The organism is Companilactobacillus baiquanensis, assembly GCF_003946605.1.
In the GTDB taxonomy this organism is placed as follows: domain Bacteria; phylum Bacillota; class Bacilli; order Lactobacillales; family Lactobacillaceae; genus Companilactobacillus; species Companilactobacillus baiquanensis.
On sequence record NZ_RHOQ01000003.1, the window covers coordinates 1 to 22,264 of the forward strand.

Consider the following 22,264-nt stretch of genomic DNA (forward strand, 5'->3'; position numbering starts at 1 on the left):
CTAAGTTTTACACCGTAATGATATGGAAGCTGTGACATGGTCTTACTCAATTAGTATCACCACCTTTAATGTGATAAATTATTTTATCATATAAGTCATTACAATCGGATTATAATGACTATAAGTCAATCGTTAGGGAGGTAACATATGAGTAAGAAAAATGACCACATAGATGGTGCAATTTATGAACGTAACTATGTCTATAATTTTCATTACCATTTAATCTGGGTAACAAACTATCGGAATCCAGCTTTTACAACGCCAAAATTGATCTCAGATATGAAAACAAATTTGACTAGAATCGCAAATCTAAACGAAGTTACAATTGAAAGCATGGAAGTCATGCCTGATCACATTCATATGTTGATAAGCTTCAAGCCCAAATACGCTCCTACTAATATCGTAAAAGCGTTTAAGGGTGCTTCTGCTCGAATGTTTTTCGAGCAACATCCCGAAATAAAGCAACAAGAATTCTGGGGTGGCCATTTATGGTCACATAGTTATTACATGAGTACCTTAGGAAATATGAGCAAAGAAATAGTAGAAAACTATATCCAAAGCCAGAATAAAAATGACTTACGGCGTAGGCATAAAGGCATTCATCAACCTGATTAAAATCAGGAGATTTCTGCCATAATGTTTATTAAAACACAAATTAATATAAGGGGATCTATATGGATAAGGTAGAAAAATTACCCAGTGAAATAAAAACTATTTGGAAAATAAATGCTTTTTTTGATTTCTTCATCTTTTTAATTATTTTTATCGTACTTTTGTTTTTACCGATGCTTTTTCCGACAGTAGCAGGTGGATTCTTTAAAGTAAGTCAAATTGTCGTTGGTATTTTAGCGGTACTTGTTTTGGTGTCGGAGTTAGTGTTGATTACTTATCGTTGGAATTTTTGGACATATTATATAGATGAACGACAAGTTGAGTTGCATAAGGGCTTCTTCTTTAGAAAACAAGTCATTATTCCAATTGCTAGAGTTCAAAATGTTACTTTGAAGCAGGGACCGATTCTTAGAATTAAAGATCTGCAAAAAATAATTATCGTAACGGCCGCCGGTCAAAGTGAGATTGAAGGCATTAAGTCTACACAAGCCGAAGAACTTAAAGAGATTATTATGAAGTTGGCGCAGGAGGCAAAAAATGATATCTAAACCAAGACGATTACATCCGGCCGCAATCATCTTTTATCTCTATAAGGAATTTAAATCAATAATCGTGTCTTTAGCAATTCTCTTTTTAGCAATTTTTCGTAATTCGTTAATGAAAATAGTTATAGCTATATCTGTGACGGCTGTAATAGTTATTATTTACTGTTTATTGAAATACTTTACTTTCAGCTATCAGCTTCTCGAGCATGAGATACTTGTTAAAAGTGGCGTTTTCGTTAAGAAAGTTAATCATGTTCCGTACGATAGGATTCAAAATATAACTACCAATCAATGGTTCTTCCTGAAACCATTTGGATTAGAAGAATTAGAAATAGAAACCGCGGGGCATTCTGAAGGCCCAGAAGTAAGTTTGGCAGCAGTATCTGTTAAACTAAAAAACGAACTAAATATGTATCGTAAACATGTTAATACGGAAGATATATCCAAAAATGTTTCACGGGAAACTTTTTTGGGAGAATCTTATTCAATAACTTGGAAAGAGTTGTTGAAATTTTCTTTAACCTCTCCAGCATTTTTATCAGGTTTATTAGTAGTTTTGGCGATTTATGGAAAGATCCAAAATGGTATCAGCAAACAGGTCTATAAATTGGCCGCTGACGAAATGCAGCATTTAGGTATCTTTCTTATGATTTTGGGACTAGTAATAGTTCTATTGATCTTTTACGTTATTTCGGTCTTTGTTTTAATTGCAAAGTATTATCATTTTAATTTGGTTAAAGATAATGATCAGTTTCAGATGAAATATGGACTGTTTAAAACTAAAAGAACAACTATTTCAATGAATCGTGTTCAAGCCGTGGTTATTAAACAGACATTATTACGTAGATTTTTAAAAATAGCATCGGTTAAATTGGTTATTATTTCTAATTCTAAAAAAGAAGATACAGAAAAAGATATTATCATCATGCCGGTTATTGAAATGGCTGAATTGGATAAATTCTTGCAGCAATTTTTCCCGCATATTCCGGTAGAAAAAGTGAAGACTTATTCAGCATCTAAAAAAACCTACTATTATGATTTGCGCAATGCCATTATCATTGGTGCTATTGCAGATATTATTTTTGCAATTTTTACTTTTAAAATAGTTTGGTTGTGGATAGCATTTATAGTTTTGACAATAGTCTTTGTCGTTATACCAGCATATTTAAAAGCCAAACGAACGACAATAAGTGTATTGGATGACAATTTTTTGTATTTGAAGAATAACAAATTATTTACTAAGAATATTTACTACATACCTAAAAGTAGCATTCAATTAGTAGAAAGACGCCAAAGCATTTGGCTAAAAAGGAAGCTTTTCGCACATTTGAAAATAAGCTGTCGTTCAGGAGTCGGTGAACGTATTATTATCGTAAAATATTTACCAGTGAAATTGATTGATGAAGTTGTTAGGTGGTATAAGTAGAGTGCAAAAAAGCATGGTTTTTTATGCAATATACGGAAACGTGCAAAAAAACATAACTTTTTCCGCTTAAAACAAATAAGGGACGAAATCCGATTGGATTCCGTCCCTTATTTGCCTTAATGCTCGAAAGTTGCCCATGTTTTTTTGCACTCTTTTTTGCACTATTTTCTAATCACTAACTTTATCCAATCCTTGTTTAAGATCAGCTATCAAATCGTCAGCGTTTTCGATACCGATCGAAATTCTGATCAAATCTGGAGTGATACCTGTTGCTAGTAATTCTTGTTCATTTAATTGTGCATGTGTTGTTGAAGCTGGGTGAATGATCAATGACTTGGCATCACCAACGTTTGCTAGTAATGAGAAGATGTTTAGATTAGAAATTAATTCTTTACCAGCTTTTTCGCCACCAGTTAAACCAATTGTAAAGATCGAGCCAACTCCTTTGGAGAAATCTCTTTTAGCTAAATCATAGTAAGGGCTGTCTTCTTGTTCAGGATACTTTATCCAAGCAACTTTAGGTGAATCTTGAAGGAACTTGATAACTTTACGAGTATTCGCAACGTGACGTTCGATTCTTAATGATAATGTTTCCAGACCTTCAATTAGTAAGAATGAGTTAAATGGACTAATAGCGCCACCAACATCACGTAATACTTCTGAACGGACCTTAGTTGTAAATGCTCCACCTTTCAAATCAGCGAAGACTAAGCCATTATATTGTGGGTTCGGTGTTACAAATTCAGGGTAACGGTCAGATTTTCTATAATCAAATTTACCATTTTCAGCAATGACACCACCCATGCTAGTTCCATGCCCACCGATAAATTTAGTAGCTGATTCAACAACGATATCTGCACCTAGATCAAGTGGTTTATAAAGATAAGGTGAAGCAAATGTGTTATCGACGATCAATAGCAAACCGTGTTTATGAGCAATTTCGGCAATGGCAGGTAGGTCAGCTAAATTAATATCAGGATTACCAATACTTTCAAGATAAAGTGCTTTGGTATGTTCGTTGATTTCTTTTTCAAAATTTTCCGGATCATCGGAATTAACAAAATGAGTTTTAATACCTAATTTTGGAAAAGTTACATTGAATAAATTATAAGTCCCGCCATAAAGGGTACTTGCTGAAACAATTTCATCACCAGCACCTGCAATATTCTCAATTGCGGCCGAGATTGCAGCTGCACCAGTTGCCAAGGCAACACCGGAAGTTCCACCTTCTAGTTGAGCTACTCTTTTTTCTAGAACATCAGTAGTGGGATTTGTTAAACGTGTATAAATATTACCGGGATCTTTTAAAGCAAAACGGTCGGCTGCTTGTTGTGGATCTTTGAAAACGTATGAAGTTGTTTGATAAATAGGAACAGCACGTGCTCCAGTTTCATCAACAGTTTGTCCTGCATGTACTTGTAATGTCTCAAATTTATAATCTTGTTCACTCATAATTGTAATTCCTCCGAAATTTTTATAATTTTTAATATTTTTAATTTTTAATTATCTTGGATGATTTTTCTGTCAAAGCCGCCTAGTCGCAACTGCGGCATTCGAAAACCACTCTTGAATTTATAGTTAGAAAATTTATTTCTGAAATTATTCGACATCCAAATCACCTCCGTTTATTAATAAAAGTATAAAAAAAGTCCCCATGCTGACTAATGTCAACATGGGGACGATGTGGTCGTGGTACCACCCCAATTCGTAGATAAATCTACCTCAACAACTCATTACAAAATAATAAGTTCGGGATGATATCGCATCCTTGCGTACCTTCGGCTTGCACCTAAGTAAGACTCCAAGCTCATCTTCAATCAATTTTTCGCTCCGCCTTTTCACCATCTGACGGTCACTTTTCAAAACTACTAGTTGATCTACTCTTCTCTTCAACATCTAAATTAAATTTTCTTTAATGAAATTAATGATTAGTATAGTCGTTGAATTTAAAAAGTCAAGCCCAGTTAAAATTAATATTCACCTTCGACAATTTTATCCAAGGTATCTTTTGAAGGGATGAAGAATAAGTTACCAGTTATCGGAGTACTGAAATCTAGTAGACGATCACTCTTGGTAAACATATTTGTCAGCATTCGATTAGTGATAGCGAAGTCTTTTGAATAACCAATGAAATAAGTTCCAGTTATATCTTTAGCTGGATCAGAATATGGAACATTCATTCTAACGATTTTATGCTCAACACCGCCTTCTTCGTCTTTAGAAGCGATATTGTGGGCGTTTGGAAGTTTTTCATCATCATCTAATTCTCGGTCGGAAAATTTGTGACGGCCAATAGCTTTTTCTTGATCTTCAGTTTTGAGACTATTCCAAGCTTCCATATTGTGAGTATATTTTTGAGCAAAGGCATATGAACCATTAACAAATTCGGGATCTTGTTGTTCATCGATCAAAGTATAATCCATTGATTCAATACCAGCAGGATTTTCCGTTCCATCAATAAATCCGACGATAGCACGTCCTTCGAAATAGCGGAAACCGTGAGTTTCATCTTCAACAGTTGTAATAGGACGTAAAATGCCCATGAATTGATCGATGATCTCGTAACAAACTGACATTTTGGAAGCACGTACGTGAATAAATAAATCTCCAGGTGTGGAAACGGCAGTATATTTTGGACCTTTGATTTCTTTGAAAGGTGCTAGTTCTTTAGGTTTTGGTGCATTTGGAAATAGGTAATCCCAGGCGTCTGATCCAAATCCCCAAGCTACATGGGCTTGAGCCTCGGGATCACGGATGCGCATACTATTTAAGATTGAATTAGACATATCAGAAAATTCTGCAATAGCATCTTTTTCCTCACTTTGATTCTCACGTTTCAGCATAAGTGTTGTAAAAATAACACTTTCGCCAGCATCTTTATAGACGTCTTGAGCTCTCTTAATATCGATAGTCATTTGCTTACCTCCAAGGCTTATTTAACCAAATAATAACATAAGGGCAAGTAAGATAATGGTTTAAAAATCTGAAATTTAAATTATTGATTTTGTTACTAATTTAGGATAATAATTAACCAATGAATAAATTGATTAATAATTGTCCCGAAAGGAAGCAGTAATAATGTGCACAAGTATAAGCTATGAAGCTTTAGATGGAGCTAAATTTTTATCAAGAACGATGGATTTTGCATTTGAATTGAATGGAGTACCAACATTTCTACCTAGAGAATATGAATGGATCTCATCATTTGATAAGAATGCTTACAAGACTAACTATGCCATTTTAGGTACTGGTGCTAAATATGGAAATAATTATATGGTAGCTGATGGAACTAACGAATATGGACTGGCCGCAGCTGAATTGTACTTCGCCAATAAAGCCGAATATGACCACGAACCAACTGAAGGTGCTATTAATCTAGTATCTGAAGAATTTCTTTTATGGGCTTTAGGAAATAATAAATCAGTTGCTGAACTAAGAGAGAATCTAAAGAATGTACATATTATTGAATCTAATAACGGCGTTATGGGTGAAAATCAACCGCTGCATTGGATATTTAGTGATTTGACTGGTGTCTCTTATGTGATCGAACCTGAAGGAGACGGCCTTGTTTTACAAGAAGATAAGGTGGGCGTTATGACCAATACTCCAGATTATAAGTGGCATGAAACCAATCTTTCTAATTATTTAGGCGCACAAACAACTAGTTTCGGCAGTAAAAAATTTGGTGATCTAGAAGTAACACCATTAGGTTCAAACGGAACTTTCCGTCTTCCTGGAGGATATACAGCAGTGGACCGTTTTGTTAGAACTGCCTTTAATCGCGAAGTTACTCAAACAGCAGCTGATTCAACTCAAGCGGTCAATACGATCATGCATATTTTAGATAGTGTTGTTGTACCAAAAGGCGTTAACATGAAGCCAGATGGTCCAAACTACACGCAGTATCAAGCAATATTTGATATGACAAATAGGATCATGTATTACATTCCTTATGAAAATAGAACTATTTTTAAAGTAAAAATGACAGATGAATTGATCTCCGCCCAAAAAACTCCTAAAGAATTTCCTGTGACGATGACTCAAGAATTTAAAGAATTGAACTAGGGATCAATCTTACGATATCTGGTATGTAAACCATCTTTTAATTGAGATATAATGAATATAAATGATAACTACCTTATATAAAATTGGTTCGTTCCAAAGGAGATAATATGGCAGATTTAGTTTATCAAAGAGTTATAAACTCATTAAGAGAAAAAATAGATTCCAATTCGTATCCAGATATGCGCTTGCCAGATGAACGCTCGCTGGCTGAACAATACGACGTCAGCAGAAGCTCTATAAAACGGGCTTTAAGCAACATGTCAGAGCAAGGAATAATTTTTAAAAAACGTGGTTCAGGTACTTTTATCAATCCATTATATTTAAAACAAGATTCATATTTTAACTATAGTGGTAGTAATTTAGGCATTACTGACAGTTTCAAACTTAACGGGCAAAAGCCTGGGATCAAGGTTTTGAATTTTGATGTCATTAGACCTAATAAAGATATGCAGGATAACTTATTTTTAAAATCCAGTGAATTCGTTTATTCATTTAAAAGACTGCGTTTACTAGACGATAAACCGTTTATGATCGAAACAGGTTATATTCCAATAAAGCTGGCTCCTGAATTGACCGATCAAGTTGCATCAGAATCGATTTTTAATTATGTAGAAACCGAATTAGGCAAAGAAGTTAATAAAACCTATTTAGCAATTTCCGCCGCACCTTCAGACGAAGAGGGGCAGGAGTTATTGAAATTAAAGGAAAATGAACCTTTAGGGATCATGGAAGGTATCTTTTTCTTAAATGATGGAACTCCATTTGAATTCTCAACTATGAAGCTGCATTACAAATATTTTAAATATGATTCATTTGTTGACCTAGATGACAAATAAAGTATGTTTTCATTATTGGGACGTACCAATTAGCTAAATGGTTGACTTTAATTTTAATACTAGTTATCATATACATGTAAAAACCTAAGGAGTGTGCCGTTATGACAGATTATTCATCAAAAGAATATTTAAACTTAGTCGACAAATATTGGCGTGCAGCAAACTACGTTTCTGTTGGTCAATTATATTTAAAAGATAACCCATTACTAAAACGTGCTCTTAAACCTGAAGACGTTAAAGTACATCCAATTGGACATTGGGGAACTATTGCTGGTCAAAACTTTATTTATGCTCATTTAAACCGTGTTATCAATGAATACGGCGTAAACATGTTCTATATCGAAGGACCAGGTCATGGTGGTCAAGTTATGGTTTCTAACTCATATCTTGACGGAAGCTATACAGAGACTTATCCAGAGATAACTCAAGACGAAAAGGGCATGCAAAAACTCTTTAAACAATTTTCATTCCCAGGTGGAGTTGCTTCTCATGCCGCTCCAGAAACACCAGGTTCAATGCATGAAGGTGGAGAACTTGGATATTCATTGTCACACGGTGTCGGTGCTATCTTAGATAACCCTGATCAAATTGCCGCTGTTGTAATTGGTGATGGTGAATCAGAAACTGGTCCTTTGGCTGGCTCATGGTTCTCAAATGTTTTCATTAACCCAGTAAATGATGGTGCAGTTTTACCTATCGTTAACTTAAATGGTTTCAAAATTTCTAATCCAACAATTCTTTCGCGTAAAAATGATGAAGAGTTGAGAGAATATTATAGTGGTATGGGTTGGGAACCTTTATTTGTTGAAGGTGATGATCCTGCTGAAATGCATCCAGCTATGGCAAAAACAATGGATGTTGCTATTGAAAGAATCAAAGATATTCAAAAAGAAGCTAGAAAACATCCAGCTTCAGAAGCAACAATGCCAAGATGGCCAATGATCATCTTGCGTGCACCTAAGGGCTGGACTGGTCCTAAAGAGTGGGACGGCGAACCAATTGAAGGTTCATTTAGAGCCCATCAAATTCCAATTCCTGTAGATCAAAATGATATGCAACATGCCGATGCTTTAGTAGATTGGCTAAAATCATACAAACCTGAGGAATTATTTAACGAAGATGGTAGCTTGAAGTCTGAAATTGCTGAATTGGCACCAAAGGGCAACAAGAGAATGGCAATGAACCCTATCGTTAACGGTGGTGTTGATCCTAAACCTCTTAAATTACCAGACTATAAGAACTACGCTTTGAACTTTGACAAACCAGGTGAAAAGACAGCTCAAGATATGATTGAATTAGGTAAATATCTTAAAGATGTTATTTTGAATAATCCAGATAACTTTAGATTATTTGGACCTGATGAAACAATGTCTAATCGTTTGAATCACATCTTTGAAGCTTCATCTCGTCAATGGATGGAAAAAGTTAAAGAACCAAATGATCAATATGAAGCACCAGTTGGTCGTATTATTGATTCTCAACTATCAGAACACCAAGCTGAAGGCTTCCTTGAAGGCTATGCATTAACTGGACGTCATGGTATTTTCGCCAGTTACGAGGCTTTCTTGAGAGTTGTTGACTCAATGCTTACACAACACTTCAAGTGGTTAAGAAAAGCTAACGAATTGTCATGGAGAAAGAAGTACCCATCACTAAACGTTATTGCTACATCAACTGCTTTCCAACAAGATCACAACGGTTATACTCACCAAGATCCAGGTGTCATCACTCACTTAGCTGAAAAGAAACCTGAATATATTCGTGAATATTTCCCAGCTGACACAAACTCATTGCTTGCTGTTATGCCAAAGATTCTTAATGATGAAGAAAAGATCAATTTATTGGTTACTTCAAAACATCCACGTCCACAATTCTATTCAATTGAAGAAGGACAAGAATTAGCTGATAAGGGACTTAAAGTTATTGATTGGGCATCAAATGACAATGGCGAACCTGATATTGTTATTGCTGCTGCTGGTACAGAACCTAACCTTGAAGCTCTTGCCGCAATTAGTATCTTGCGTAAGGAGATCCCAGATCTTAAGATCAGATTTGTTAATGTTGTTGATCTATTGAAGTTGAGATCACCAGAAGTTGATCCTCGTGGATTATCTGATGAAGAGTTCAATAATATCTTTACAGAAGACAAACCAGTATTGTTCGCTTTCCATGGTTTTGAAGACATCATTAAAGATATCTTCTTTGATCGTGACAATCACAATTTATTTGTTCATGGCTACCGTGAAAATGGTGACATTACTACACCATTCGATATGCGTGTTGTTAATGAATTGGATCGTTTCCACTTGGCAGAAGAAGTTGCTACCGCTGTTTATGGTGACAAAGCTGATAAATTTGCTGATGAAATGGAAGCTGAAATTGATAAACATAATAAATTTATCCGTGAATATGGTACAGACCTTCCAGAAGTAGAAAACTGGAAATGGGATGTAAAATAAATTAACAAAAAAGTCATTTGACGTAAGGTCAGTTGGCTTTTTTTGTTGGATTTAAATAATGAACCAAAAATTAATTATTTAAACCATTTCTAATAAAATATTTAGAAAATATCAAATATATTGAATGAAAACGTATGAAAGCAAAGATTGTGAATATTAGAATGTCTAATCTTGTGTATTGCCAATGAACCCTTGTAACGCTTTGATGTAACCGATTACTGTAACTTGAAAAATGTTGAATGTAAGGGGTTGAAAAAGAGTATTTCACATGTTACTCTCGACATGTAGAGAGATTGAAAAATAATAAGGTGGGTGGATAATTATGACAAATCAAGTTGTAAATAAATTAGGATTAACTGCATTAGTAGCTGTGGGAGTAGTAATATTGATGTTACTATTTATGTTACAAGTTCGATATGCCGTATTAACTGCCGCTTTTGCAGCAATTATTTTAGCAGTCTATGCTCAAAATGTATTTGGTAAAAATCATACATTTATCCTTCATGATTAAAACTTCAAAAAAAGAGACGTGAAATTTTCATTTCACGTCTCTTTTTGTATGTAAAGAACTATAATAAATTTCATGAACATAAAGAAGGCAGATTATCATGGGAAATAATCAGGGAAATAGAAAAAGATGGATACTATTTTCAACCTTATCGTTAGCTGGAGGACTGCTTTTAACAACTAATTCTGGCAACAACGTTAAAGCTGATACAGTTTCAAATCCAACAAGTGATTCTGAAACAGTAGCTGAACAAGATAGTGCGAATAAAACTGCAACGCCCACTGCAACACCATCTCAAAATGAATCCACACAAGTTAGTGATCAGACAACGGATAATCAAGTTAGCTATTCCATTAACTATGTTGATTCAACTTCCAATGAAACGTTACAAAGTAGTACCTGAACTGCTGATGGTGGGAGTACGATAACGATACCGTCAGTTGCTATACCAGGTTATAAACAAAATGCTAGTAGTCAATATCAACTAGCATCAGTCACAACTGACGCTGATAAAAATCAAAGCGTCTCTGTACCAATGGCAGAAGCACCGAATGCTATGTTAACAATGAAAGATATTGAAAGTGATGGGAACGATAATAATCGATTCCCAGAAGAAGATTTAAAAGTTAATGACAGTAATTATAAGAGTGAAGTTAAAACTTGGTTAAGTACTATGGAACAAGGTCGTAAGATTGATTTTACTAAATCTACCTATGGTAATAGTTATTTAAATAAATTGGACTATTTGAAGGGAATGGAGGATTCTTCAGCATCTGATATTGTTGTAAAAATTCTTGAGAATGAAGGATCAACTGATGTTTTAAGTGAAAACTTATCAGGAAAAGAATTAGATTTTGGCTTTCAATATTTGCCAATTGATGAAAATTATGAAATACACTACATTGGTGTTGGTGGTCCCAAAGATAGTCAAGTCATTTATATTGATAAAGGACAAAATTCTCCTGATGGAAAATTGCCAAGCACACCAACTCATGCTGGAATACCTAAGAATACTGTTCCTGGATATCGTTCGTTCTACATTGATGAAAATGATATTTCTTTTGATGAAACAACTGGCGTTTTAACTTATAAAGTTGGTGCTTTACCTGACAGTTATATAACTGTAAATGAATATGATAAAAATAAAAAATTAGTCAAAACCGTGAAATGGGATTTAGCTGCTAATGAAACCATTCCAATTCAACCAGATAGTACAACTGATCCTTTATTTCCTACTGGAAAAATAAGATATACTGACGTTGAAGGTGTATTGAGCGATAGTTTCTATCAGGATTTGATTAAGGATAAAAACTTGATACTTGATGGATCGACTTTTAGTGAGGTTCATAGCGATGGATCACCAGTTCAAAATAGTGCAGCACAGGCGATAGGTTTATATTCACAAATGTATGATTTAAAAACAGATAATCTTAATATGGGCTACATAACTAGCTTTATTATGAATACGTTGATAATTAATGGTAATGTCGGTGAAATTATGAGTTGGAATGGCAAAACAATAACATCCCACGGTACTTCATTAACTATCAATGCAGTATTAGACTATGTAGATGAAAGTGGTAACACAACTCCAACAGTTCCCTAAGCTCCATCTGTAGTAAATAAAGAAAATAATATTGCTACAACAACTAAAAAGGTCAATCTATATGATGATCAAGGTAATTTGATTACCAATAGAGGACTGGATATCAATACAACTTGGCATAGTGACCAAGAATTTACTTATAATGGTCAGAAATATTATCGGGTTGCTCCCAATGAATATGTTAAAGCCAGCGATGTCTATCTTTATAAAAATACAGATACTAGTTTAGTAAGTATTTTTAATGATGGTGACGGAAGTTTGGTCGATTACCTAGGTAATGAGGCGAGAACACTTAGTCCAGCTACTGATTGGAAAACAGATCGCATTGCTCTGATCAATGGAAATGAGTATTACAGACTTTCAACAAATGAATTTATAGAAATAAATAAAGTCCAACCATATATGGATGATTTTGAAAATTTAAATACTATAAATAAAACTAATGTATACGATGAACATGGAAATGAATTAGATGTAAAACTTCCTAAGAGTAGATCATATAAAACTGATCGTATCGTCAACATTAATGGAGCTAATTACTATCGAGTATCAACTAATGCCTTTGTCAAAGCTGACGAGATTTAAAAAAGGCAAAATAAAGAGGATGCGAAAGTCACATCCTCTTGTTGTATTATGATTATTATTTAAACGCGTGGCATAAGGCAGAGACCTCCGCTTATCTACGAATATCGAACAATTGAAAGTGCACAATTATTCGATATTCTAGGATATGCTCAGTCTCTAACCGCCTTATGTCACGCTCCGCAAAATAAAAACACCGCAAGGACTTTGCGGTGTTCATTGACTGAGAAAACTCTCAGTCTTTTTTTAACTCAATTATCAGGGGGGAAGATTGAGTTTTATCGTATATTTAAGGATTAATACTTTTTACATGAAGAATATCAGGGAGAATCATAAGTTAAGGTGCTCTTCGCTTTCCTTTAACTTACAAATATATAATAATCAATAAATGTGAAGAAAATGTGATGTAAGTTAGAAGTAATTATCAATATTTACTGTAAATAGATTTTTTGCAGGTCAGAAACCTGATTTTCACTTACGTGCAATTCATTTCTGATATAATTATTTAGACTTCCTGAAGTTTCCTTAATGACACTTTCGGCGACTGCTAAGTAGTTTTCACTAACAGTCATTAGAGCACGAATCGATTCCACTAAGGAAGCATCACGTTTCTCAACTTGTTTAAGGATATTAGCTACATATCCTTTATTAGCCTGATTAGTTAATAAATAATCTTGTTTAATGGTTGGTAAAGGTACGCCTAAAGTATATAAGAAAAATACAGCTCCCATACCCGTACGGTCTTTACCAGCACTACAATGGAATAATAAGACGTCACTGTCATTTGAATTACCTAATAATTCATCAAAAAAGTTACGATATGCCTTTTTAGATTGATCTTCGGTTACAATTTCTTTGTAAACATCTAGCATATGTTCATAACCATTTGTTGGATCAAAATCAATTTCTGGTATGACGGAATCTTCAATTTGAGAAGCTTCTGTCAAATCCTCACGAAAAACTGGTAAAGAAACATATTTAGTACCAGTAGGTATTCTATCAGGGCTTTTGTCAATTTCTGTTTGCGAACGAAAATCGACATCCGTTTTCAAACCATAATTACTTAAAAAGTTTAAATCATTATCCGTTAGTTTGTCTAAACCAGCGGAACGAATGATCTTGTGATACTTAACTTTCTTACCAGCAGCTGTTTCATAGCCGCCTAATTCACGAAAGTTAATACCTGCTTCAAGATCTAAAATACGATGTGTTTGTTTTGTAGCATTGTCCATATAAGTATGTGCCCCTCAATCGTTTAGTCTAATCTCAATTATAACAAAAGGAAGATTTGTCATGAAATTTATCATTGCCCCCGGAAAATATCGCCATGTTAGCTCTCGTAAAGTAGGTCAAGCCATTTATAGCGGTATTTCTCGTGCGTTACCTAATGCCGAAATAGTCACAATGCCAGTTACAGACAGCGAATACGGTATGCCAGCATTAGTTAAACATACGATCGGTGGCAAATGGGTCGAACTGCCATTTTTTGACGCCTTTTGGCAAAGTAAAACCGGTCGTTATTTGGTAACAAGCATTGATAGTCAGGATACCGCAATTATAGATTCAGAACAAATAGTAGGTCTGGACTTGGCGATTAACAAAAAAAGAAAAGACTTGTTTCATGCCACTAGTCACGGTTTGGGAGAATTCATACTGGACGCAGTGTCAAGTGGGCATAAAAACATTGTGATCTGCTTAGGTAAAACAGCGGTTGCTGATGGAGGATTTGGGGCGTTGCAAGCTCTAGGGGCGAAGATCTATGATGAAAATGAAGAGTTGATCCCGGAAGGTGAAAATCCTTTGATCAATGCCTATCAAATCAACTTGGAAGGTATAAATCGAGTTTTACCCAGACATACTAAGATCACAGTTTTATTAAATTACTCTGCTAATTTAGAACCAGAAGAAAATTATGAGCATTTGAATAAAACACAGATAAGTTTTTTAGAAGATAATCTTGTTTATATTACTGAAAAGATAAATCAGAAGTATAATTTAGATATACACCCGATGCCAAATTCGGATGCGATAAAAACTTTGGCAGGAGCCTTTGCGATGATCAATGCACATATTTTCCGTTCTTCATTTGAATGGGTGGCAAATATAACTGGCATGGATCAAACGATTCGCTCGACTGATGTTTTGATAACCGCTACCGATATTATTTCTTCCGATTCTATGCATGATGAGATCCTTTATCATTTGAGTAAGATAGCTGGGACCGTGAAAATTCCTACTTTTGTTTTATGTAATAATTTTGTAGACAATTTTGAAGATTACGAACAATTGTTTACAGGTATATTTTCAACCCAGATGGTCAACCAGCAAATTGATAATGAGGATGAAAAGATGATCTTTAGCAACTATGAATCGGTGGCAAATCAATTGGCTCGTGCATTGACAGCATTTTCTTAGTATTATTTATTGAATAAAACTCATTAATGCTTTAATCTTACATTAAAGAGTTTTCATTAAGAGCATTGGAGGATCAAATTATGGAACAAGATTATGAAAAAATTTTAGTACCAGTTGACGGCTCAAAGGAAGCTGAAATGGCCTTTAGAAAGGCTGTCAAGGTTGCACAAATGAATAAAGGGCATCTTGATGTTTTGACAGTCCTCGATACTAAACAATTCATCGGTTTACATGGTGGAATGTTAAATGGGGATGTTATTTATCAATTATCTGAAGATGCTCAAAAATATTTAAACGAATTAAAAGATGAAGCAGTTGCTAATGGAGCTAATGCGGATAACATTGATATCCACATTCGTTTCGGTGAACCAAAGACTGTTATTTCTCAAGAATTCGTTGAAGAATATAAAAATGACTTAATTATGATCGGCTCTACTGGTATGAACGCTGTTACTCGTTTACTAGTTGGTTCAGTATCTGAATACGTTACAAGAAATGCCAGAACTGATGTTATTATTGTTAGAACAGCAGTTGATAACGGTGAAATTAAATAATAATCTATAAGATAGGAGAAAGGGATTGAGATGAGTTATATCTCAGCCCCTTTTTTTATTGGTGAAAAAATGAGATGTTCGTGGGCAGATAGTTCAGAAGAAATGCAGGCATATCACGATAACGAATGGGGTAAAATTGATAAAGATGAACGTTATTTATTTGAGATGTTAAGTTTAGAATTATCCCAAGCTGGATTGTCTTGGGCAACCATTTTAAAAAGACGTTCAGGTTACAAGAAAGCATTTGAAAACTTTGATGTAGATAAAGTGTCAAAATATTCAGATGATAAAATAGAACAATTATTAAATGATCCAGGAATTATTCGTAATAAATTGAAAGTTAATGCTATTATCAATAATGCTAGACAAATTAAAAAGCTACATGATAATAATGAAACTTTTGCGAATTATATTTGGAAATTTGTTGATGATAAACAAATAATCAATCATTATCAAACTATGGATGAAATCCCAGCACAAGATGAGCTATCGAGAAAAATAAGCAAAAGCTTGAAAAAAGCAGGCTTTAAATTTATTGGTCCAACGATAGTTTATTCATTTTTACAGGCGATCGGTGTTATTAATGATCATTTAGATAGCTGTGATTTTAAATAATAGAGTTTATTAAGTATAATAGGGACGTAATAACGGAGGAAAATTTATGAATTCTGATACTATTAGTGAATTTGCTGACTGGATCTACAAAAATAATAAAGATGTTGAGAAGAAATCAACTAAATTAGATGTTAAAAAGGTCTATGAATTGATCGATGATTTAGAAATCTTGAGAAAACCAATTCAAGAATATTTTGACATGACTGAAGAAGACTATTATCAAAATGAGTCTGATCATCAACTCACTTTACAAAATCCAACGAGAAAATTAAAAGAACTTCATGATCGTGTACAAGTAAATCACGTTGATGGCTCACTTTCCGGACATGATATTAACTTTACATATAATCATGAAGATCCTTATGCGGACGGAGAATATAAGGTTAAGACTGATTTACACTTGATTGAATATGCCTTTACTGTAATTGGTGCCGTTTATGATAATACGATTGTATCTGATGTTAGAAATGCTCTTTCAAATGATGCTGTCTTATCGATCGGGTTGTCTGCTAGAGCAATTGAGGAATGGCAATAGACTATGAAATTGCTGACAGCAAAAGATCTGTCACTACAAAACGAAGGTTACTTTGCATTTAAGCATGTAGCCTTTTCTTTGTATCAAGATGAAATTGCTTATATTTTAGGTGATAACGGTAGTGGAAAAACGCAGTTCTTGGACACATTGGTCGGTCTTAAATCTCCCGATAGCGGAAAAATCGAGATCACTCCTAAAGCAAGATTTGGTTATTTACCTCAAATAAATCCTGAAATAATTACCAAAACGGTAAAAAAATATCTCCACGATGTTCAAGCGTTAAGTGGAAAATTAGCTGTTTCAGATACTCAGTTAAAAGAATTAGTCACATATATGGGCATGACACCTTATTTAGATAGGTCGGTACAACAATTATCATTAGGATTAAAACAACGCGTTGGCTTTTTGGCGGCAGTAGTTGGTCATCCTAATATTTTGTTGTTAGATGAGCCTTTCTCGTTTCAAAATAGTGAAATGATCACTAATATGTTGGATATCATTAAAGATCTACGCGATAATCATTCGGGAATAGTAATTGCTAGCACGGTTCAAGATGACAGTATTGTTAGTTATTTTGATAGTAACTATTTGTTAAAAGATAATAGCTTGATCAAAGTAACATCACAGAATGAATCAACTCACTATATGCTGATCTTTACGATCAAATCAAATACGATTGCTTTGCCTAGCAACTTAAGCCAATACTTAAAAGTAAATGTAGAAAATTTGATTGAATTAAAAGTTCCTAGGAAACTAAAAGATTCGATCATTAAAGAAATGCTGGAGTTGAATTATAATTTTGAGGGGGCAAGAGTCCTTGAAAATTAAATTTTTAGTAGATAATTTTTTGAAACTGATATTTAGAGATTATCTTTATTTATCTCTATTGTTTATATTATTAGTCATTAAATTTACAATTGATTCTGCTTTAGGTTTATCAAATTTACAAAAGACTGAAATTTTTATAATTTTAACTTTTATAATTGGATTAATTAGCGGATTGAACTTCTTTAGAAATGATCAGTTGTATAATCGATATGTAAAACAAAAAATCAATAATTACTGGCTGTATATTTCAGTTCAAACGGTTATATTATTGTTGATGAATATTTTAACGGCGGTTTTAACATTTATTAATACCGCTGATTGGGTATTAATTATATTATTTACGACATCAGGCTTTGTTGGTACAGAAATAGCAATGATTTTAAAATTGCGATTTGAAAAACATCCTATCATAGGACAGATCGGGATTTTAATTCTATTGTATTTATCATTATCCGACAGCTCTAGTGGTACTTTGTACTATGTAAACTGGATCCTGCCACCTATTTCTAAAATGATAGTAACCTTGCAAGATGGACATTCACTACAAGCTTTACTACCGATCGCCGGACAGCAATTTGTCTATGGGATTATTTTATTTGCTATTAGCGGTGTCTTTTATCAAAAAAAATTCGAAAAATGAGATAAAAGTATTGCTATTTACCATCGACTTCTGCTTTAATTGCCTGATGAACAAGGAGGCCTATAATGAGCAATATTTACTTACGTCGTGCAAAACAAGACGATTTGCCAAAAGTTATAGAAATTATTGAGGGCGCTAAGAAAACCTTACGCGACCGTGGTGTCGATCAGTGGCAACGTGGATATCCCAATGAAGCCATCTTAAAACAAGACCTTGAAGAAGGTATTAATTACGTTTTATTGTTGGATGGTGAAGTAGTAGGAACGGCTGCTCTCCAACAGGGCTACGATAAGAACTATCAAGAAATAACTAATGGTAAATGGGATGGAGAATCTGATGTAACTTATTCGATCATCCACAGAATCGCAGTAGAACCAGGTCATCAAGGACAACATTTATCTGCTGCTTTGATTCAGCAACTTATGACAATGTCATATAGTTTAGGTTATGAAGACGTCAGGATCGATACTCATCCTGAAAACTTGGTTATGCAACATGTCATTAAAGCTAATGGTTTTGTTGAAAAAGGCATTATTACTATGGATGAGGATAAAGGCGATAGAAAAGCCTACCAAATCTTATTGAATTAACAGTTAAATCGTATTGTATTTAAGCCATCGGTACAGATGGTTTTTTTGGTTCTTTTCACTGAAAAAATGTTAGTATTGGAAGTATTGGGAGAACAGTAAATTGAATATTAAAAATTTTGCTAAAAAGGTTTTGAATCCAAAACCATCTGAATTTATCTCAACACAAACTGATAATTTTCTAAGAAGGTTGAAACCAAGACCTTTTGCGGTTGATTATATAAATAATGTTTATAAAAATAATGTGAAATCTCATATAACCGATAATACACTGACAATGTCTGTTTTGACTGATACTCATGCCAAAGCGATCGCCAGTGCTTCTTATTATGGGATCAATGGTGTACGTCACGTGATTGAAAGCAACACGGTCAGTGATGATAATAATATTGATCTTAATGTCCACTTAGGTGATTTGATCGACGGTAGTGATAAACCAGAGATAAGCCGAGGTTTATTACGTTTTGTCGTTGAAAATTATCAAAATAGCAAGTCGCCATTTTATATTATTGAAGGTAATCATGACGAAAATGATAAATATGATGAACATCGATTTATCAGTTCGGCTTCGTTTAGACGTGATGATTACGATACTTTAGTAACAAAAGCCGATTTTGAACAATCAAAGATCTTTAGACTGAATCCTGTCTCTAAAGTTGGCTGGTTTGATAAAGGCGATATACGAGTTATTTTCTTAAACACGAGTGATATACCATATATTTTAAATAACGGTTCTAAAAAATATGATTTTAAAAAAGTACGTGGAATAAGAGAACAGCAATTAGAAGATCTAATAGCTGTTTTGGAGAATACAGTCGATAAGTACGTTGTTGTCATGGGTCATGCTAATATTATCAGCCCGAGCGGCAGAAGTGCTTTGAACTTCAATGGAGATTTGATCCAACAAATTTTTGTTGCTTTTAACAATAAGACTCTTGGCCAAGTTAAAAATCAGTTAACTGGTGATTTTGGAGTTGATTTACGATATGATTTTTCGGCTACTGGTATTTCTAAAGTTACTACATATATTTGTGGTCACATGCATTATGAGAAATATTATAAAGTTGCTGGAATTAACCATATAATCTTAAACTGTTCTGCTTTAATGGGGAAAAAGCACGGTTTAACAACTGATTATAATAAAAAATGGGATAGAAGATATAATGAAATATCCGAATTATCAGGTTATTTTATTAATATTGACCCAGATAAATTGCGACTACAAATATTTGGTTACGGAGCAGCAACTAGGTATGTAAGTTTTGAGATATAGGAGAAATAAATATGTGTGGAATTGTCGGATTCGTAGATAAAAAGATTGCTGATAAACAACCGGTAATTGAATCTATGATGGATGCAGTTAAACATCGTGGTCCAAATAGTTCAGGTGAACTGATCAACGGCAACGTTGCACTAGGTTTTCGTCGCTTGAGTATTATTGATGTGAAGAGCGGTTCGCAACCTATTTATAATGAAGATAATAGTAAAGCCATTATTTTTAATGGTGAAATTTATAATTATCAAATTATTCAAGAAGAGTTGAAGAAAAAAGGTCATCAATTCAGAACTAATACGGATACAGAAGTTTTGTTGCATGGGTTTGAAGAGTGGGGGATCGTTGATCTCCTTAAAAAAATCCGGGGGATGTTCGCCTTTGTCATTTATAATCTAGAAACAGGCGACATTACAGGTGCTAGAGATTTCTTTGGCATTAAACCTTTGTATTATTACAACCGTCAAGGCACATTTATTTTTGGATCTGAGATCAAATCCTTTTTGAAACAGCCTAATTTTGAAAAAGAATTGAATAAGTCAGCTTTGAAACCATATTTAACTTTTCAGTATTCGGCTTTAAATGAAACCTTCTTCAAAAATGTTTTTCGTATTCCTGAAGGTCACTATTTTACATATAAGAGTGGCAAACTCAGTATCAAAAAATATTGGGATATTCATTTTAAAGAAAATCAGTTGAGTTTTGAGGATACAGTTAAAAAAATTGATCAGTCGATCCATGAATCAGTTAAAGCTCATTCGATAAGTGATGTTCCTGTTGGATCGTTATTGTCTAGTGGTGTTGATTCAAGTTATATAACAGCTATTTTGAAACCAGAGCATACTTATTCAATTGACTTTGATACAAATACTTACGAAGAAGGCAGCGCCGCTAAAGAATTAGCCGATAATTTAGGTTTAAAAAATACTCGTGGGATCGTGACGAAAAACGAAGCTATAAAGGCAATGCCGTTAATTCAATATTATATGGATGAACCGGATGCCAATCCTTCATGTGTACCGTTGTACTTTTTAACCAAGTTAGCCAGCAAAGATGTTACAGTCATTCTTTCTGGTGAAGGAGCAGATGAATTATTCGCCGGATATGCTAACTACGGCGACCACTCTAAATCTAAAGTTATTCGAGCTTTTGCGGCAGGTTTGAAGAAATTACCTCAAAATACTCGTTACAAACTTGCACATGGTTTACAGAAAATGCCTAATTTCCCCGGCCGATTGCATCTATATGAATCAACAGCTAAAGCTGAAGAGTTCTTTATTGGTGAAGCTAAGGTTTTTAGTGAGCAAGAGGCTTCTGATATAGTTAAACCAGATTATGAGAAGTCTAGATCGGTTAAAGATATAGTTATGCGCAGTTATCGTAAAGTGGCTGATTTTGATGATGAAGTTAAAAAAATGCAGTATTTAGATGTACATCAGTTTATGTCAAACGATATCCTATTAAAAGCTGATAAAATGAGCATGGCTAATTCGATGGAACTTAGAGTACCTTTCTTAGATAAAGAAGTTGCCCAAGTTGCAGAAGAAATTCCGACAAAATATTTGTTGAATCGTAAAGATAGTAAGTACGCTTTAAGAGTGGCAGCACAAAAAGCGTTGCCAAGTGAATGGGCTAAACGTAAAAAGTTAGGTTTCCCAGTCCCTATCAGAGATTGGATTCACTCAAAAAAAGTTTATCAACAACTTAGAGATTTATTCAGTGAAGAATTTGTTGGTGAATTCTTTGATCAAGAGCAAATTTTAAAGATGTTAGATGGATTTTATAATAATAAAAATGATGATCGCCGTAAAATTTGGACGATTTATACTTTTTTGATTTGGTATAAAGTATTTTTCATTAATGATGGAAATAAACCAAACGTTGACCCTAAAGTTAAAAGAGCGTGATATAAGGCGGTTAGAGACTGAGCATAGCCTAAAACATCGAATAATTGTGTACTTTCAATTGTTCGATGTTTGTAGCTAAGCGGAGGTCTCTGCCTTATATCACGCGTTTCAATAAATATGTAAGAGGATGTGGTGAAAGCTACATCCTCTTATATGTTTCACAAAATGATAATTAATTAGCGTTTTATCGAAGTGCTGGTTGAATATGTTATAATTTTGTTTGAAATGTGTGTAAAATTTTAAATATGAATTAATAAAAGTAAGAGGTTGA

The 22,264-nt window shown here is 34.1% G+C and carries 22 protein-coding genes; 19 read left to right on the top strand and 3 right to left on the bottom strand.

Features of this window, described 5'->3' with window-relative positions:
- The first annotated feature begins 147 nt into the window (after window positions 1-147).
- The 3 genes from tnpA to EKM77_RS05670 are packed head-to-tail and all read left to right on the top strand — an operon-like array spanning window position 148 to window position 2,583.
- Entirely contained in the window at window positions 148-615 is a 468-nt protein-coding gene (gene tnpA, locus EKM77_RS05660) for an IS200/IS605 family transposase (RefSeq protein WP_125593092.1), read from the top strand.
- 59 nt (window positions 616-674) lie between these two features.
- Entirely contained in the window at window positions 675-1,160 is a 486-nt protein-coding gene (locus tag EKM77_RS05665; protein ID WP_125593093.1) for a PH domain-containing protein, read from the top strand.
- Window positions 1,150-2,583 carry a PH domain-containing protein gene (locus EKM77_RS05670; protein ID WP_125593094.1) on the top strand — a complete coding sequence of 478 codons (1,434 nt, stop codon included), beginning with the start codon at window positions 1,150-1,152 and terminating at the stop codon, window positions 2,581-2,583. Before EKM77_RS05665 ends, EKM77_RS05670 begins: the two co-directional genes overlap by 11 nt.
- A 168-nt stretch (window positions 2,584-2,751) precedes the next feature.
- Here EKM77_RS05670 and EKM77_RS05675 read toward each other — a convergent pair whose 3' ends face one another.
- Together EKM77_RS05675 and EKM77_RS05680 are read right to left on the bottom strand one after the other, a co-directional pair.
- Complete coding sequence (locus EKM77_RS05675) at window positions 2,752-4,035, bottom strand: O-acetylhomoserine aminocarboxypropyltransferase/cysteine synthase family protein (protein WP_125593095.1); 1,284 nt, start codon at window positions 4,033-4,035, stop codon at window positions 2,752-2,754.
- A gap of 518 nt (window positions 4,036-4,553) precedes the next feature.
- The gene (locus EKM77_RS05680) at window positions 4,554-5,498 is read right to left on the bottom strand and encodes a Dyp-type peroxidase (protein ID WP_125593096.1); all 945 of its coding nucleotides are present in this window, start codon (window positions 5,496-5,498) and stop codon (window positions 4,554-4,556) included.
- Between the two features lie 163 nt (window positions 5,499-5,661).
- Here EKM77_RS05680 and EKM77_RS05685 point away from each other — a divergent pair, with 163 nt between their 5' ends.
- The 7 genes from EKM77_RS05685 (at window position 5,662) to EKM77_RS11065 (ending at window position 12,642) form a co-directional block, all read left to right on the top strand.
- Window positions 5,662-6,648 carry a choloylglycine hydrolase family protein gene (locus EKM77_RS05685; protein ID WP_125593097.1) on the top strand — a complete coding sequence of 329 codons (987 nt, stop codon included), beginning with the start codon at window positions 5,662-5,664 and terminating at the stop codon, window positions 6,646-6,648.
- Window positions 6,649-6,755: 107 nt separating this feature from the next.
- A complete protein-coding gene (locus EKM77_RS05690; RefSeq protein ID WP_125593098.1) occupies window positions 6,756-7,484 on the top strand; it encodes a GntR family transcriptional regulator in 729 nt (242 codons plus the stop codon).
- Window positions 7,485-7,585: 101 nt separating this feature from the next.
- Window positions 7,586-9,943, top strand: a complete 2,358-nt coding sequence (locus tag EKM77_RS05695) for a phosphoketolase family protein (protein ID WP_125593099.1) — start codon at window positions 7,586-7,588, stop codon at window positions 9,941-9,943.
- 322 nt (window positions 9,944-10,265) lie between these two features.
- Window positions 10,266-10,454: a hypothetical protein gene (locus EKM77_RS05700; RefSeq protein ID WP_125593100.1), complete on the top strand. Its 189-nt coding sequence runs from the start codon at window positions 10,266-10,268 to the stop codon at window positions 10,452-10,454.
- Window positions 10,455-10,551: 97 nt separating this feature from the next.
- Window positions 10,552-10,854 carry a hypothetical protein gene (locus EKM77_RS05705; RefSeq protein ID WP_125593101.1) on the top strand — a complete coding sequence of 101 codons (303 nt, stop codon included), beginning with the start codon at window positions 10,552-10,554 and terminating at the stop codon, window positions 10,852-10,854.
- Window positions 10,855-10,986: 132 nt separating this feature from the next.
- A complete protein-coding gene (locus EKM77_RS05710) occupies window positions 10,987-12,057 on the top strand; it encodes a hypothetical protein (RefSeq protein ID WP_125593102.1) in 1,071 nt (356 codons plus the stop codon).
- A gap of 30 nt (window positions 12,058-12,087) precedes the next feature.
- Window positions 12,088-12,642, top strand: a complete 555-nt coding sequence (locus tag EKM77_RS11065; RefSeq protein WP_225425204.1) for an SLAP domain-containing protein — start codon at window positions 12,088-12,090, stop codon at window positions 12,640-12,642.
- Window positions 12,643-13,070: 428 nt separating this feature from the next.
- Here EKM77_RS11065 and EKM77_RS05720 read toward each other — a convergent pair whose 3' ends face one another.
- Entirely contained in the window at window positions 13,071-13,871 is an 801-nt protein-coding gene (locus EKM77_RS05720) for a tyrosine-protein phosphatase (protein ID WP_125593103.1), read from the bottom strand.
- A gap of 61 nt (window positions 13,872-13,932) precedes the next feature.
- On the opposite strand from EKM77_RS05720, the gene EKM77_RS05725 reads away from it, so the two are divergent.
- From EKM77_RS05725 to asnB, 9 genes are all read left to right on the top strand, one after another.
- A complete protein-coding gene (locus tag EKM77_RS05725) occupies window positions 13,933-15,054 on the top strand; it encodes a glycerate kinase (protein WP_125593104.1) in 1,122 nt (373 codons plus the stop codon).
- Between the two features lie 80 nt (window positions 15,055-15,134).
- Window positions 15,135-15,608 carry a universal stress protein gene (locus tag EKM77_RS05730; RefSeq protein ID WP_125593105.1) on the top strand — a complete coding sequence of 158 codons (474 nt, stop codon included), beginning with the start codon at window positions 15,135-15,137 and terminating at the stop codon, window positions 15,606-15,608.
- A gap of 69 nt (window positions 15,609-15,677) precedes the next feature.
- Complete coding sequence (locus EKM77_RS05735; RefSeq protein WP_125593106.1) at window positions 15,678-16,223, top strand: DNA-3-methyladenine glycosylase I; 546 nt, start codon at window positions 15,678-15,680, stop codon at window positions 16,221-16,223.
- A 46-nt stretch (window positions 16,224-16,269) separates the two neighbouring features.
- Window positions 16,270-16,758, top strand: a complete 489-nt coding sequence (locus EKM77_RS05740) for a hypothetical protein (RefSeq protein WP_125593107.1) — start codon at window positions 16,270-16,272, stop codon at window positions 16,756-16,758.
- Window positions 16,759-16,761: 3 nt separating this feature from the next.
- The gene (locus EKM77_RS05745; protein WP_125593108.1) at window positions 16,762-17,586 is read left to right on the top strand and encodes an ABC transporter ATP-binding protein; all 825 of its coding nucleotides are present in this window, start codon (window positions 16,762-16,764) and stop codon (window positions 17,584-17,586) included.
- Entirely contained in the window at window positions 17,576-18,226 is a 651-nt protein-coding gene (locus EKM77_RS05750; RefSeq protein ID WP_125593109.1) for a hypothetical protein, read from the top strand. Before EKM77_RS05745 ends, EKM77_RS05750 begins: the two co-directional genes overlap by 11 nt.
- Window positions 18,227-18,291: 65 nt before the next feature.
- On the top strand, window positions 18,292-18,816 hold the full coding sequence (locus tag EKM77_RS05755) for a GNAT family N-acetyltransferase (RefSeq protein ID WP_125593110.1): 525 nt from the start codon (window positions 18,292-18,294) through the stop codon (window positions 18,814-18,816).
- 100 nt (window positions 18,817-18,916) lie between these two features.
- Window positions 18,917-20,086 (top strand): metallophosphoesterase family protein, encoded by a 1,170-nt coding sequence (locus EKM77_RS05760; RefSeq protein WP_125593111.1) that lies wholly within the window; start codon window positions 18,917-18,919, stop codon window positions 20,084-20,086.
- 11 nt (window positions 20,087-20,097) lie between these two features.
- Window positions 20,098-21,993, top strand: coding sequence for an asparagine synthase (glutamine-hydrolyzing) (gene asnB / locus EKM77_RS05765; RefSeq protein ID WP_125593112.1), 1,896 nt, complete (start codon window positions 20,098-20,100; stop codon window positions 21,991-21,993).
- The last annotated feature ends 271 nt before the right edge of the window (window positions 21,994-22,264 follow it).